The organism is Streptomyces sp. NRRL B-1140, from assembly GCF_001280065.1.
Taxonomy (GTDB): Bacteria; Actinomycetota; Actinomycetes; order Streptomycetales; family Streptomycetaceae; genus Streptomyces.
This window is the reverse complement of record NZ_LGEA01000091.1, coordinates 135,797-149,734: the sequence shown is the minus strand read 5'-3', so window position 1 is coordinate 149,734 and position 13,938 is coordinate 135,797. Positions and strand designations below refer to the sequence as shown.

The following is a 13,938-nucleotide window of genomic DNA, read 5'->3' as shown; positions in this document are numbered from 1 at the left end:
CGGGCCCTGGGTCGAGGGTCAGGCGGCGTCGGCGGCGGGCTTCTTCAGATCGACTTCCTTGTCCCACATGCGCGGGCCCAGGAGGGCTTCCAGGAGCGCGGAGGGGTCGGCGGTCAGGCGGGCGGTGCTGTCGGCGATGCGGGCTGCATCGGCGTCGGAGACGTACGGGGTGCGGATGCGGGTGAAGCCGGGCTGCGACTGGTGGTTCATCGAGGCGACGCCGACATAGGTCGGGTCCTGGAGGTTGACCGGGTTGGCATCGGGCCACTCCCGGATCTCCTCGCCCAGTGCGGCGACAGCGGCCTCAACGGTCTTCTGGGCGAAGCTCAGGCCTACGGGGCACACGTCACGGATGAAGGTCGGGATCGCATCGCCGGTGGATTTCTGTGTGGCGAGGATGACGAGCATCCCCACCGAGCGGCCCTTTTTCACCAGGTCCTCGACGAGCCGGGCGTTCTCCGCAGCGAGAGCGGCGAGCTTCTTGGTCTTCGGGTCGCTGCCCTTGTGGTCGCGGAAGTACGTGTGTGCTTCGTCGATAACCAGCACGACCAGCGGCCAGTTCTCCGACGGGCCCTCATCCCACATGGACTTCACGCCGAGCGCCTTGCGTACCCAGGTCGACCGGAGGCGCCGCAGTTCCACCAGGTCCCGGAACAGCTTGTTGGCCTCTTCCAGGTCGTCCCCGACGAAGGCGAACATGCGCTGCACCCAGTCGGCATAGTCACCTTCGTATGCGGCGGACACCTTGCCGTCCGCGCAGGCGAATTGCACGCAGGGGGAAGGCGCCCAGTCCGAGAGAAGCCGGTTGATCAGGCTCGTCTTGCCGAAGCCTGGGAGGCCGGCCACGGTCACTCCGGGCACCTGTGTGAGGTCTACCGAGACCGGCTGTGCGTATTCGTCCAAGCCCAAGTCCCACTGGGCCGTCTCGTCCGGCACGTCCCCCGTGGGTCGGTGCTCAGTGGGGAGCTTTAGCGGATCGAGTCGCACGCCCCGGATGATGACCTGTCCGGGCTTGTCCTGCGTGATCGCGACCCGCGTGCACCTCCAGGCGTCGGCCAGATGCGGGGCCGCCTTCTGGAACTGCGCCAGGCCCACGCCGGGTAGGCAACTCGCACGCGCAATCACGCCGTATGCGTCGTGAGTGACCTTGAGAGCCGGGATGAGGACGCGAGGCTTGATCGGCTTGCCGTCGGTGTTCGCCAGCGACGCGAGTGCAGTCGGAGTCTTGTCCGTGGCCGCCAGCTTGAGCATCGGCGCGAGCCGCTTCCAGCCCCACCGCACCCGAACGGCTTGCCGGATGGACTGCCGGGTCATGGCGTCGGCGCGCAGGTAGCGGACTATCCACCACACCGCCCAACCGACGAGGAGCACCAGCGCCATGTCGACCACCAGGGAGCCGTAAGGGAAGGCCCCGTCTGCCGGGCCGTTCGGACCGTTCATTTGCTGCGCTCCAGAGGGTTGTAGAGGAAGGCCGCTAGGGCCGATTCGAGAGCCGCCCGGTCGGCCGAGGCGTCGAGGCGGGGATAGCCGTAGCCGACGAGCACGCCCGCCACCGAGGTCACGAGGGATTCGGTGAACCGGGCGTCCGGCCCGGCGTGAGCCAACGGGTAGTTGCGCTCAGCGCCGGACCGGGGAGCCGTGCCGCTCACGCCGCTTCAGCAGCCGGGACCATCAGGTCCAGTCGGTCCGCGCGGTAGGCGATGCCGTCCGAGAGCGAGCCGTTGAAGATTCGCGCCCACGGCGTGGCGAACAGCTCCACCGGCATGACCGGGACACCGGGCTTGAGGCCGTCAGGGAGACCGGTCTCCGGGACGGTGATCTTCAGCGCTTCGGCGCGGCCCTCCTCCATGAAGAAGAGGGTGATCGTGTAGAGCTTCGCGCCGGTCTCACGGTCGGTGGCGAACTGCGTCTTCTCCTGGTCCGCGTACTTCGGCACCGGCAGGGTTCCGACCATGAACGACGAGGTGGGGAGCAGGCCAACACGGATGCGTGCCATGGGAGTTGCTTCCTTTCGGTTGCGCTCCGCCAGGTGACGGGGCGTGATCACCATTGAACATAGCTGACCTAGCACTATCAAGTGTGTGTGGTGAGCTAGGTGTCGACTGACGTAGGCCACCTATGTCAGTGGGGTGTGCTAGGGGTGCTAAGGATCGCTACTCTTGGGCTATGAGCCCCGCGCCAGAGAGCAAGCAGGACCGTCGGCCGCCGTATCAGCACGCTGCCGACGAGCTTCGGCGCGACATCCTGCAGGGGCGGATCAAGCCGGGCGAGCAGATGCCGTCCATTCGCGAGCTACAGGAACGCTTCGGCGTGGCCAACATGACCGCGAGGGGCGCGCTCAACGTTCTGCGCGACGAAGGCTTGATCTACACGATCCATGGGCGAGGCAGCTTCGTAGCTGACCATGACGCCGCCGGCGAGTTCTCGGCGGGCTACACCCCGCCAGCCTGGTACCTCGCCAACAGGGACAAGACGCCCCCTCAGGCTGAGCAGATGGAGGGAGGCCCCGACGGTTCCGAAGCCACCGGGGCCACCCTCACTGAGATGCTCACTGCTCTACGTGACGAGCTCCGTTCCCTCAGCGCTGATCATCAGGAACTGCGGCGTGAGGTCGAGGAGCTGAAGTCTCAGCAATCGAAGTCGCAGTCCTGAGCTGAGCCACTTCCTCACGTAGTGCTCTGGTCTCCTCGCTGAGGCGACCGACCACGGCCCGCATCTCTTGGATCAGCGCGGCCACTTGATCCGCGTCTTCGAGGTGAATGCTGGTCAACCCCATCTCGTAGTCCGCTATGTGCTCGGCCATGTCTCCCGCTTGCCGCCCGTGCCGTCGATGCGTTTTCGCGCTGCCGCGCTTCCTCCCAGCCGCTGAGCGCCTCCGTGACGTTGAGCGGATCCTTCGCTGATCCGCCATCGCCCTGCCCTGCGGAGCTGTTCAGAGTTTCTTTACTGGATCAAGGCGGCCCGCCTACGGCGGGCCGCGCGCGCTGGCGGCCCGTGGCCGCCGCCGCTCCTTGTCTCCGCCACCGCTCCGGCGGCCCCCCGCCGCTCAGCGCGCACAACCGCCAGGGCGGACAACCAGACCAGCGAGCAACGCGTCCACCGCCGAGCACCAGGACCAGGCCGGGACGAGCCAGGCGTGACCGCGACACCAGACCGCCCACAGTTCCGATCCGCACGACCGATGGTGTCGCAGGGCACGTCGGCAACGCTCATGCAAGATCGAGGACTCGGCCGTGACGTTCGGAAGAAGCGTGGCTGAGGACGGTGAGTGGTTGCTGGAAGCACACGTGGCGGGTGCTCGTTCGTCTCGCCCGCCGTCATGGCTGACTTTCGGTGGCTCAGGTCAAGCCCCTTCCTCGCTGGACAACATGAAGCCGAGGGCCCGCACCCGCATCCGAGCACGCCAACTGCCCCGGCTACCATCGGCACCGGGGTCCTGATCAGGGCTTCCGCGACCGGACCACCCGGAATGCTGTCCAGGCTGAGGGGTGGTCCGGTCTTGCGTTGTTGGTCTTAGTTGTGCGAGCGCCGCCGGGCGAACCGGCTCTAGAGGCGGCTCAGGGCCTTACCCACCTCGTAGATGGTCGGCCGGTCTTCGGGAGCATGGCTGAGCATCGCCTCGATCAACTCGCCCAGCTCATCGGAAGCCTTGACGGGGCGACGTCTGCCCTCGGCCACGGCCTTTCTCTGGACGGGGCGTGGAGCGTGGTCCGGGTACTCGATAGCCCGCCAACCAGTGGCCGAGATGAGCAGCGAGGCGCCGAGGGCGTAGACGTCGGCTTCCGGCGTGGGCTCGGCTTCACCCGTGGCGAGCACGCTGCGCGCGATCTCCGGTGCCTCGTAGTGGACGAGGCAGCCGCGGAACGGGAAGTCGTACCCTTCCGGGACGTGGCCGCCTCGGGCTAGAGCCAGGTCGATCAGATGCGTCCGCTCCGGCCCGACGATGAAGTGGGCGGGCTGTACGTCGCCGTGGGCCCAGCCCTTGGCGTGCAGTTCGGCCAGGACCTCGACACAACCCAGCGCCACACGGGCGTCCGGTGCGATGGACGGATCCTTCCTACGGAAGGGCTCCCACAGCTGGTGCAGGTCCGGCCCTTCATGCCACGGCTGGAAGTTCCACGTCCCGCGCTCCCATTCTCCGTACGCGAAGTCGTCGCATCCGAGCCGATGCAGCACGGCACCCTCGCGGGCGGGCGCGAGGGCGGTCCAGGGCTGGGCGGGCCAGTCGGCCGTAGCCTCGATCGGATAGCCGACCTTGACGGCGTATTGACCTCGATGGCTCTGCACCTCCCAGACCATGGAGCCCCGGCGGTTCAGGACCAGGCGCTGAGACGTGGGCATCAGGGCGTCGAGCACCACGATCGGCAGTTCAGAGGGTGAGCCGGACAATGTCTCTTCTCCTTCCGGGCGAACGCGGCCGACCACGAGTCGAGGCCGGCCGCGCCGCTGCTGTCTTGTGCTATGCCTGGCCGTACGGGCGGCCGCAGTCGGAGTCGCACTGGGCAAGGTTCGTGCCGTCCACGGTCCACAGGTCATCGAAGACCATGAAGCCCGCCGTCTTCATGGCGCGTGCCGAAGCGGCGACCTGCTTCGGGTCGCGGACCCCGCCACCGGGCTTCGGGTTGTGGTGCAGGAAGCGGCCCGCGAACCGCTCGCACAGGCCGGCGTACTCCTTCGTGTGCAGGATGAGCGCGTGCAGTCCCAGGTCCACGTCATCCGACGGAACCATGGGGACGATCGCGGTGGCTGCGGTGACCACGAAGGCGACCGCCTGGTCCGCGATTCGCTCGGCACGCTCGGGTGGCTGCCCGTTGTGGACGACCACGAAGTGGGCGAGGCTCTGGAACAGTTCCTCGCCAGCCACCGCGCGGCCGGTCCTCTGGTCGTTCGCCGTTGCCGTCATGCGAGTACTCCTTCTGGATTGTGGAGCGTGGCACTTGCGGGTTTGGGAGGCCGCCCCGTCCGGAGGTGGGGGGAACCAGGAATGAGCCCCCGTCCGGGGCGGCCGGTCTACTGGCCGACAGCGAGAGCCATGCCGATCACCAGGCCGCATGACCCGCTGATCACGATGATGAAGAGGACTCCCGCGTATCGACCGATGGCGCGCATCACAGGCCGTCCCTGCTGTTGCCGTTCTTGACGGCCAGGCGGGCGCTCAATTCCTCCCGAGCGCTCGGCTGCACCACCTTGTCAGGCATGGCATCCCACTCCCGGCCGCCGCCGATGGGCCGTATCTGCACTCGGCCGCCGAGCTCACCCATGACGATGCCGATACGTCCCTTGGCGGTGTCCTTCGCCAGTTCACCGATGCCTGGTCTGGTCTGCTGGTTGCTCGCCATGCAAGGGAGCATCGCGATCGGCGGGCCGCCGCTAAAAGGTCAGGCTGATTACCCAACTTGGGTAACATCGCCGGAAGTAGAGAACCAGCGACGTTGCGTAGCCCTCGCAGTTTGGGAGCTTGCCGATGCCCGACCCGGACCGGCCGCAGGAACTGCCGGCCAGGCTGCTCACCGATCCCGAGATGATCGATGCGTGCCGGGTCCGGGACTTTGCCAGAGTCTTCCGGCTGGTGAAGGTCAGGGCGGGGATCTACCCGTCGATGATCGCCCGGCGTTGTGACCTGACGCCGAGCCGCGTGGGCGAAGTCATCGCAGGCCGCAGGCACTTGCTCCACATGGATGTCGTTGAGCGAATCTCAGACGGCTTGCGCATCCCAGGGGACATGCTCGGGCTTGCCCGCCGAGCGTGGGAGACGCCACAGGTCCTCGCGGTCGACGAGCGCGAGGCGCCCCAGGTGCCGGAGCAGGAGCAGCAGGCCCCCGCGTCTCTGCCAGGGCCCGACGTGGACGGCATCTTGGCCTTGGCTACGCGAACCAGTCTGAACAAGGCCACCCTTGAGGCCTTTCGCTCTTCTATCGAGGACTACTGGCGACGAGACGACCAGCACGGCGGCGAGGCACTGCGGCCCGCCATTGTCGGGCAGCTCCGTCATGTCGTCGGGCTCTTGAAGGAGAGCCGACCGCCGTCCATCCAGAACGGCCTTTACGGAATCGCGGCCGAGCTGGCACGCCTCACAGGCTGGACCTACTTCGACGCCCGCCAGTACAGCCAGGCACGCGCGTACTTCACCGAGGCCCTGCAACTGGCGAAGGAGATCGACGACCGGCAGTTCATGGCCAACGTCCTCGCCTGCATGAGCTTGCAGGCGACCTACCAGGACAAGCCCGCGGACTCGTTGGCACTCGTGACCGCAGCCCAGGATCAGGCTCGGTCAGCACTCGGCAGCACGCCGCGCGTGATGTCGATGCTGGCCATGCGGGAAGCGTTCGCCCACGCCACCCTCGGCAATCGCGATGACACGCACCGGGCGATCGGGGAAGCGCACAGTCAATTCGAGCAGATTGGTGCGAGCGATCCGGACCCCTCATGGGTGACCTACTTCGACGAGCCGAAGCTCATCGTGGACACGGGCATCGCTCACGGCCGTCTGGGCGAAGCGGCAACCGCTGAACCCTTGATCGCCGATGCCCTACGGCGGGAGCACCACACCAACCAGCGAGGCCGCGCCTTCCACTCGTTCTGGCTGGCTCGTACGCAACTGGACCAGGGCAAGCTTGACCAGGCGTGCCACACCGCCACGCAAGCTCTTGAGCCCGCGTCGGCGGTTGCCTCCGAGCGGGTGTCAGGGCACCTCAGGGAGTTCTACGACCAGCTGGCCCCACACAGGCAGGAGCCCGTAGCCCTTGCCTTCGAGGCGCGGCTACGGGAACTCCTCCCGCCGGTCAGCGGATCGCTTCGTCCATGAGCAGGTAGAGCAGGCCGACGAGCGAACCACTACTCACGATCTCGCGGCGGTCTATCATCCCGCGCACCTCTGAGAGGGGGATCCACTCGATGCGGTCGGACTCGTTCTTCTCCGTGGGCGGGCCTGAGTAGGTAGCGCCGTCGATGCGGAAGACGTGGTGCTGCGAGTCTGTGATGCCATTCGCCGGCTCGGCGTAGATCAGGGGCTTGATGGGGCCGGGGCGCCAGCCGGTCTCTTCCAGGACTTCGCGGGCCGCTGCTTCCTCCGGGGTCTCGCCCTCCTCGACTAGGCCCATGGGCAGTTCCCAGGCCCACGATTCCGTGATGAAGCGGTGCCGCCACATCATCAGGACCTCTTGGCGGTCATTGACTACGGCGGCAACGGCCAGGTGCCGGAGGCGTACGACGTGGTACTCCCACCTGCGTCCATCAGGCTGCTGGACGTCGACCAAACACAGATTCACCCAAGGGTTGGTGTAGACCTGTCGCTCACCGTGGGTCTTCCACTCCATACCTGCGGCCCCTCTCGATCGGTCTCCAGGATCTCAGACCGGCCCGCAGGCAGGTGCAGGTTCCCCTTTTTGCGTCACCTTGACGAGATGTGCTGCGATGGCCCTCTTCCGGCTAGAGGACGAGCGTCAGGCGAATTGAACCCAGGAGCGGTGGCAGGGTGAGCTCACCGGGGGAACTCTGCTTGGGAAGCTGAGGGTTCTTAGGGCTTGCTCCGGCTTGACCTGCGGCGGAGACACGCAGATGCGTGGTAGGCGGTCGATTGGTTCCTGCTGTTCCCGTGGTTCCCCGCACGATCTGGCACGCGTCATTCGTCGTCGCATCGCTCCAACACCAGGCTTGCGGAACCCTCTTCAAGTCCGTTGTTCTCCTCCAGGTGGAGATGGGCGCCGTCCGGCGTACCGTCCTGGGCAAATGTGAGGAGGAGGTGGCTGGCCAGGGCTGTGGTCCTCCGCAGCGGCCCGGGTCACGTCTCGTTCGGCTTGCCTGGCGACTTGACTGGTACTCCTCGGACGCGACTGCGCATCGGGACGCGTGCGTTTCGCGAACCCTGCGCAGCGAGTGGCATGAAGGCGTCTATGACGTCGTCAGCTCGCCGCTGTGAGCGAAAGCCCCTCATGAATTTGCGTAGATATTTCCTTTAGTAGCACGTCTCGATATTCCTGAAGGAATTCACCTGAGGCTGCATTGCCTACTTCTCGACCTTCTATAAAAACTTTCATTTTGCCAAGGTACGCACGCCCCCCGGGAACTGCCCTATAAATCCTTTGGGTCGCGCGTATAAGACTGTCGAACTTTCCGCGGTTAAGTCCTGGAGCTACTTCTCGCACCAGCACCATACAGCCGCCAGGATCTGGCTTGCAGTGAATTCTGAACTCCGCCAGTGCCGAACTTTTTACTGGGAATACTTGCAAAGGGCGAACTCGCAGAGTATAGCTGTTTGCGTCCGCTTCGATTATCTGGCACCGAAATCTACGTTTCATGACAGGTAGACGCCCAAATTTCTCTGCAACGTGCACCTCTACTCGCGGAAGAGATTCTTTGCACAGCGCTCTGAAGCACACCATTTGACCTTGGGCGTAACGAACGTGTGTGTCTATCATGCTCCCTCCCGATGTTAGAGAGCGACTGACTTCAATCAGATTAACAAGGATCGATCGCGCCAGCAATTCGAGGATCAGAGACCACTGCCTGCCGACCACCCCCCCATTGAGTCCGTACCTGGCGACTCTCGCTTGGACGGGCATCGTGCTTGAGTGACAGGTTGTGGTTTGTGTGCTCTCCCGTATGCGATCTACGTCGGCGAGTGAGACGCTAGTTGCACGTCAAGCAAATCACGAAGTACCGGAGAGAAGTCATGGGCTCCATACAGCTAATAAGCAGCGAAGATGTGAAAATTCACCCAGAGGAATTTGCTGGATATGTGGAACGCCCCCACGGCGTTGAAATCTCCGACATGCTCGAAATCAGGGGCAATGAGATTCTGGCCCTCGATATCGAAATGGACGACAGTGGTGAAGCTGTCGACCTGTGGCAACTGTACCGAGACCATAGAGGGGAATATGACGCTTCAGTGACTCGATCCGTTAAGGAGGTCATTGGTGACGACGCGGACGTAATTATATTTATTAGGGCGGGTAGCTTTCACATCTCAGGTGGTTTCAGCTCATCGTGGGGCAGATGGTTCAGTGTGCGTCGAATCATTGATGGAATAGTTGGGGCGGTGAAGAAAACCACCAGCAGGCTTGTCGATCTAACTGGTGAATTTAGGCCTACCGTAAAGGCTTTCGTTGAAGTTGTAGAAATGGCAAACAGTCTAGCTAACGTTGCTAGGCAGCTCTGGAATTTCTGGATTGGCGGACCATCTGGCGGCGGGGGCGAGAGCTCATACTCCTCATCCTGCGCTTCAGTTGTTATCGAATGGGTGAGGAAGCTGTTTCGGGGCCGTGGGTACGACTACGGGTTTGGGGCGATGTAACCGCCTCAGGTCGGTGGAACGGCTTGGGCGGAGCCGCTGAGGTACAAGTGATCATGGACCGTAGGCTCCCGGCACGGCGGGCAGTCTGTGGACCTGCCCGCCCGGAGCGCGGCGTTGGGGCCATGATCTTCGAGGTTCGTGCCGAAGTGGCTTCGTAAGGCCTCGGAGCTGTCCTCGCGCTCTCAGCTTGGGAAGCTAAGGTGATCTAGGATTTGCTATGGGGATGACCTGCCGGCAAAGCGCTGTCGGCGCTTAGCGGCTGTCGAATTGGTTCCCTCTTGTTTCTCCGAGGTTCCCCGGAGAATCTGGCATGCGTCTGGCACAGACCTCTCTGGCACGGACCTCTTCGTCCCGGACTGTCGGCTGAGTGGTCGTTGAGGTCCCGCGCGCTGGTCAGTCGGCCGCTGACCCCGCGGTCAGAGGGCTTGCTGTACTTCGCTGTTTAACCGCAGAGCGCACCGCAACTGCTCTGCGGGACTCTGACAGGACAGCTTCCCTACGGCTCGCTAGCCTTGGATGTGAGAGCCGCCATATCGGAGTGTAAGCCTGGGGTCATCGCCCGCCGGGACGACACCGGTCGTTGCCGGTTCAAACATACCTCGATGAGGCGAGGGGACTTAGGCCTCAAGGTCACGACATATTACTGGCCTTGCAGATACTTGCGAGTAATGAGCAAGCTCTGCGAACGGACGGAGTGAATTATGGCTTCGCCTGAGCGGTATAACATCGAGCATGCAGTGATTGATGTCGAATATGCGGGCGGTGAACTGTCGCCGGGGTCAATATTTAGCAGTATCACCGGCGGCCCCGGAATTGCCAAATGGAGAATGCTCGCCCATATACAAAGCCCGGAAAGTCGGCACCCCGTTCACGATGACTATGTGATTGAGTTTCAGGCCCCCTTGGGTCGAGATCTCGATAACTTGCAAGCGCTTGGGCCGTGGCTCGAAGACATGCAAAATGCCCGTAGAGAAGTGCAGCACGCATTGCTCACGGACGGCTGGCGTCCATCGGGTCATGGCGCCGCTCATTGGTGGTCTGATGAATATGAAAGATCTGTGCCGAGGGCGTCTGAACGTCAACCACTAAAGAGCAGGGACTCAGATGCCGGCGTTTGGCCTCACCAAGTACCGAGCCCCTCGCTTGGAAAGCAGAGCGACATTGCAACAGAATTCAGGGAGTCGGAGGAGATTCCTTGGTGGATCCAAATTGGCTCCAAAAGAAGCGCTGTCCAAGTTGGTGTCTACTCAGAGGACGGCAGCTTTCTTCCTCGCGTAAATAAGTGGATTACGCTTCTCGTGAGCGTAGCAATATGCGGCGCTTTCATGCTAGCTGCGGAGACGGAAAATATACTTCCCTTGCTGGCGATTGGTGCATTTTTTGGCGGCATAATTGTAGCTACCCCAATATGGAGGGACAGGCTCGGGTGGAAGGTGGCTCTGACGGCCTGGCTGATTGGGTGCGCTGTGGCAATTGGATTGCACTTTGCAAATATGTCGACACGTCAGGTAGTAGGGCTCGCGGTACTAGCTGTCGTTGTTGCAGGATGGATAATGCGGTTCTATGGAGAGTCGAGCTCCATGCCGGAATCCGAAAGGACATGGAGAAGCACCGTTAGGGCCGTCGGGATCTTTGCTGCTATTTCCATCGGTGGACTCATCGCCTCGCTAGGCCTCTTCGTTGGTCCCTCTGAGTGGTATCCATCGTTCTCCCAGGCCCTGCAGTGGGTGCTTCTGTTGATCGCTGCAGGTGGCGCCATTTCGGCCCTTGTGGTTGCGGCAATGGCTGGTTTCTCTCATACGAGTGATCTTCCGGTTCGCCGAGAGGCTATTCGGCCTGAACGCAAGTATGTGCATAAGTCGGGCCAGGGGTCTGGAAGTACTCCTAAAGCATTCAATGAGATGATCAACCGTATCAGCGTTGTTGTGGCAGTCAGCATTGAGAACTTGTGGGCGAATGTGAAGTACACGCTTCGCATCATTGTGTGCGCAGTTCAGAACTTCTTTTCGGCTGCCGCCATGGCATTGCGAAAGTCAATTCAATACGGAAAGGGGTTTGCTCTTGAATCTGCAAGAGTGGTCCTAGTTCCAGCGGTCACGGTTGCACTGGCTGGCTGGCTACTGCTCGTATGGTCAGAACAGAATCTTGTATATCTAGTGCATGGATCCTTTTCGTCCTTGTTTGCGTCTATCGGATCGGCACTTGGTGTGGTGCTCGCCCTTTCGGTGACATGGATGGCGCTGTCTGGTCGCCCAGCCGGTGAATCGATGAATGCTGCCCGAGCGTCGGCTTTGTATAGCCTATCGCCCATGCTGTTTTTGATTGCCGTCGGTGGATGGATCGTCGGCATTCCCGGAACTTTGGGATATACCCGTATTCACGTGGGATGGATCACGGGCGGTGCTACTCTAATCCTGATCATCGGCTTTATTGCGGGGAGGAAAGAGTTTCAGCATCGAGAGAAGTGACGCGCACGGGCGCCCAATGGCGTGGCTGCGCTATACCGCGCCTACGCGGCGAGTTTCGGCCGACTGAAGCACCCTGGGCCAGAAGAATGTAGGTCGGTGGAACGGCTTGGGGGTGGCGCTGCTTTGGCGTGAGTGATCATGGACATAAGCTTTCGGTGCGTCGGGCAGTCTGTGGACCTGCCCGGTAAAGCACGACGTCGGGGCCATGATCTTCGAGGCTCGCGCCAAAGTGGCTCCGTAAAGCCGTGGAGCCGACCCCCCGCTATGACGTAGCCCTTCTCTGGCCTCAGGAGGCTGATCACCGTGCGCGCGGCCCGGAGCGAGCCGCCTTGATGAAGTAGGAAAAGTCTTACCGCAGTGCAGTCCCCCTCATCGTTCACGCAAAGGGCACGTGTGGCTCTCTCGCGTTCTCAGCTCCTCTGCGCCCGAAGCGCTACCCCGGGCCCTGCTCGGCTCCCATGCGGTGCTCTGAGCTGTCCTGGCGCACTCGCCTGTGCGAGCCACGCCCTTATCCGACCAGGGCTGCTTCAGCCTCCGTGACCGTGTCGTACAGACGCAGGACTTCGTCAATACCGGTCATCTGAAGCACCTGACGCACGAACGATGGCAGGCATGCGAGGACCAACGTCGCTCCCGTCTGCTCCGCGTCTCGCCGTGCGGCCAGGAGGACGTTCAATCCGGATGAATCGCAGAACTGCACACCGGACATGTCCAGCACGATGCATTGAGCACCGGAGTTCACTAGTTCCAAGATCTGCGGTGTGAGGATCCTGTCGGTCAGGTGGTCCATCTCGCCGCGCACCTGCGCCACTAGGCAGGGGGCAGTGCGGACTGTTTCTACTGTGGGATCGGCACCCACGACCCACCACCTGTCACTCACGGCCCATTGCGGATGCGGGCAGTGCCGTTGTGTCCATGCCCGAGGAACGCATCGTCGCTGCGGCCCGAGTGCCACGCTTTCACGACCTCACGCGCATCCGCCGTCCATTGAGGTAATTCGGCTATTCCGCAGATCAAGGATTGCCGCCACCCGACCGCGCGTCACTGAGCGCTATCAAACCTCACCACTTGTAATAATAGCCTTCGTGCAGCCGCTGCCCGTTCCGTGCCCCGCTCACCTCATCCCGGTCGCCACCGGCACCGGCGCGTTCCACGACGCGTACCGGAACGCCATGATGAACAGCGCCGTGTTCGTCGTCATCGAACACGAAGGAAACCGGTGGACCGTGAAGGCGGACACGCTCACTGCCGGCCCCAGCCACCTAGTCACCGACGCAGTCAACGAGGAAGTCCGGGCCGCGATCACCCGCCTCGTGGAAAGGAACGAAGTCGACTGGGGCGCTTACATGGGACCCGTCTACTTCATGATGCACGGGGTGCGGAACGAAGAGCGAGCCCGCGAACTCGCCGCCGCGCTCCAGGCCGCCCTGTACGGAGACCTGGAATCCCTGACCCAGGCCGTCCCTCTCACTGCTTGACCGCACGCAGGCGCGGGTGCGTCCTCGGCTGCACCGGCGTACGACCTCGCCACCACCTACCTCAGCTCCCATCCCGTACGCCGTCGCCCCACACGCGGTCGAGCGGGCGTGGTTCCTGGCGTCCAGGTGGAGCGCGCCACTGTACGAACGACCTGGACGCCAGGGGCCGCGTCTGCTCGGCTCTGCCTGGGTCGATTGTGTGCGGGACGGGAGCCCCCAGCATCCGCCACGACGGCCCCGCGGTCGGCGACGGCGCCCCCCTCCCCCCGGTGCCGGCCGAGCCCCCGCCGGAGGCACTGTTCTGACCGTGGCCGCACTCTGCGGTGATCGGCTCATGGCCACTGGCCCTATCTACATGTGGGCGCGCGTCGGCGCAGCGCGGGCGGAGCGGGCCGGAGGCAGGAGCGGCGCCGCGGCGGAGCCGGGAGCGCGCCCGGCGGAGCGGAGCGCAGCCGGGGCTTGGACCAGCAGAGAAGGTTGTCACTCAGGGGCGCCCACAAAGGGAGTGGACCCCGTGTGGACCGTGGACACCGCACGCCGCGTGGGGCCGAAAGGCCGAAGCCGCGCCGCCCCAGGTGGGACGGTGCAGACGCCGGTTCCCCGAGCGGCCGAAGGGAACGGTCTTGAAAACCGTCGTGGCAGCGATGTCACCGTGGGTTCAAATCCCACCGCCTCCGCGCGATGAGTAATGAGAATGGCC

14 protein-coding genes are annotated in these 13,938 nt (G+C 63.4%); 5 read left to right on the top strand and 9 right to left on the bottom strand.

The genetic code is table 11. From position 1 onward, the window contains the following. Positions 1 to 18 precede the first annotated feature (18 nt). Genes ADK65_RS12600 through ADK65_RS12590 form a run of 3 tightly spaced genes read right to left on the bottom strand, consistent with a single transcriptional unit; the run spans position 19 to position 1,996 of the window. Complete coding sequence (locus ADK65_RS12600; protein ID WP_078955937.1) at positions 19 to 1,440, bottom strand: FtsK/SpoIIIE domain-containing protein; 1,422 nt, start codon at positions 1,438 to 1,440, stop codon at positions 19 to 21. Further along, a complete protein-coding gene (locus ADK65_RS12595) occupies positions 1,437 to 1,649 on the bottom strand; it encodes a hypothetical protein (RefSeq protein ID WP_053670068.1) in 213 nt (70 codons plus the stop codon). Before ADK65_RS12595 ends, ADK65_RS12600 begins: the two co-directional genes overlap by 4 nt. Next, on the bottom strand, positions 1,646 to 1,996 hold the full coding sequence (locus ADK65_RS12590; protein WP_053670067.1) for a hypothetical protein: 351 nt from the start codon (positions 1,994 to 1,996) through the stop codon (positions 1,646 to 1,648). The genes ADK65_RS12595 and ADK65_RS12590 overlap by 4 nt, the downstream gene beginning before the upstream one ends. 170 nt (positions 1,997 to 2,166) lie before the next feature. Between ADK65_RS12590 and ADK65_RS36630 the strand changes: the two genes are divergently transcribed. Beyond that, positions 2,167 to 2,652 (top strand): GntR family transcriptional regulator, encoded by a 486-nt coding sequence (locus tag ADK65_RS36630; protein ID WP_063788006.1) that lies wholly within the window; start codon positions 2,167 to 2,169, stop codon positions 2,650 to 2,652. An 894-nt stretch (positions 2,653 to 3,546) separates the two neighbouring features. Here the strand turns inward: ADK65_RS36630 and ADK65_RS12580 are convergent. From ADK65_RS12580 to ADK65_RS12570, 3 genes are all read right to left on the bottom strand, one after another. Further along, complete coding sequence (locus tag ADK65_RS12580; RefSeq protein ID WP_053670066.1) at positions 3,547 to 4,389, bottom strand: protein kinase domain-containing protein; 843 nt, start codon at positions 4,387 to 4,389, stop codon at positions 3,547 to 3,549. Positions 4,390 to 4,459: 70 nt separating this feature from the next. Then, complete coding sequence (locus ADK65_RS12575) at positions 4,460 to 4,903, bottom strand: glycine-rich domain-containing protein (protein ID WP_053670065.1); 444 nt, start codon at positions 4,901 to 4,903, stop codon at positions 4,460 to 4,462. Between the two features lie 205 nt (positions 4,904 to 5,108). Next, a complete protein-coding gene (locus ADK65_RS12570; RefSeq protein WP_053670064.1) occupies positions 5,109 to 5,351 on the bottom strand; it encodes a hypothetical protein in 243 nt (80 codons plus the stop codon). A 113-nt stretch (positions 5,352 to 5,464) separates the two neighbouring features. Here ADK65_RS12570 and ADK65_RS12565 point away from each other — a divergent pair, with 113 nt between their 5' ends. Then, positions 5,465 to 6,805, top strand: coding sequence for an NsdA (locus ADK65_RS12565; protein ID WP_053670063.1), 1,341 nt, complete (start codon positions 5,465 to 5,467; stop codon positions 6,803 to 6,805). On the opposite strand, the gene ADK65_RS12560 is transcribed toward ADK65_RS12565, so the two are convergent. Together ADK65_RS12560 and ADK65_RS39915 are read right to left on the bottom strand one after the other, a co-directional pair. Then, positions 6,783 to 7,316: an NUDIX hydrolase gene (locus ADK65_RS12560; protein ID WP_053670062.1), complete on the bottom strand. Its 534-nt coding sequence runs from the start codon at positions 7,314 to 7,316 to the stop codon at positions 6,783 to 6,785. The two genes, ADK65_RS12565 and ADK65_RS12560, sit on opposite strands and share 23 nt — an antisense overlap. Before the next feature lie 305 nt (positions 7,317 to 7,621). Next, the gene (locus ADK65_RS39915) at positions 7,622 to 7,753 is read right to left on the bottom strand and encodes an Imm32 family immunity protein (RefSeq protein WP_420709026.1); all 132 of its coding nucleotides are present in this window, start codon (positions 7,751 to 7,753) and stop codon (positions 7,622 to 7,624) included. A 918-nt stretch (positions 7,754 to 8,671) separates the two neighbouring features. Between ADK65_RS39915 and ADK65_RS38535 the strand changes: the two genes are divergently transcribed. Beyond that, complete coding sequence (locus ADK65_RS38535; RefSeq protein WP_159038775.1) at positions 8,672 to 9,292, top strand: hypothetical protein; 621 nt, start codon at positions 8,672 to 8,674, stop codon at positions 9,290 to 9,292. A 701-nt stretch (positions 9,293 to 9,993) separates the two neighbouring features. Continuing rightward, entirely contained in the window at positions 9,994 to 11,760 is a 1,767-nt protein-coding gene (locus ADK65_RS38530; protein WP_159038774.1) for a hypothetical protein, read from the top strand. Between the two features lie 508 nt (positions 11,761 to 12,268). Here ADK65_RS38530 and ADK65_RS37045 read toward each other — a convergent pair. Next, the gene (locus ADK65_RS37045) at positions 12,269 to 12,619 is read right to left on the bottom strand and encodes an STAS domain-containing protein (RefSeq protein WP_159038773.1); all 351 of its coding nucleotides are present in this window, start codon (positions 12,617 to 12,619) and stop codon (positions 12,269 to 12,271) included. Between the two features lie 226 nt (positions 12,620 to 12,845). On the opposite strand from ADK65_RS37045, the gene ADK65_RS12545 reads away from it, so the two are divergent. Continuing rightward, positions 12,846 to 13,238, top strand: a complete 393-nt coding sequence (locus tag ADK65_RS12545; RefSeq protein ID WP_053670059.1) for a hypothetical protein — start codon at positions 12,846 to 12,848, stop codon at positions 13,236 to 13,238. Positions 13,239 to 13,938: the final 700 nt, after the last annotated feature.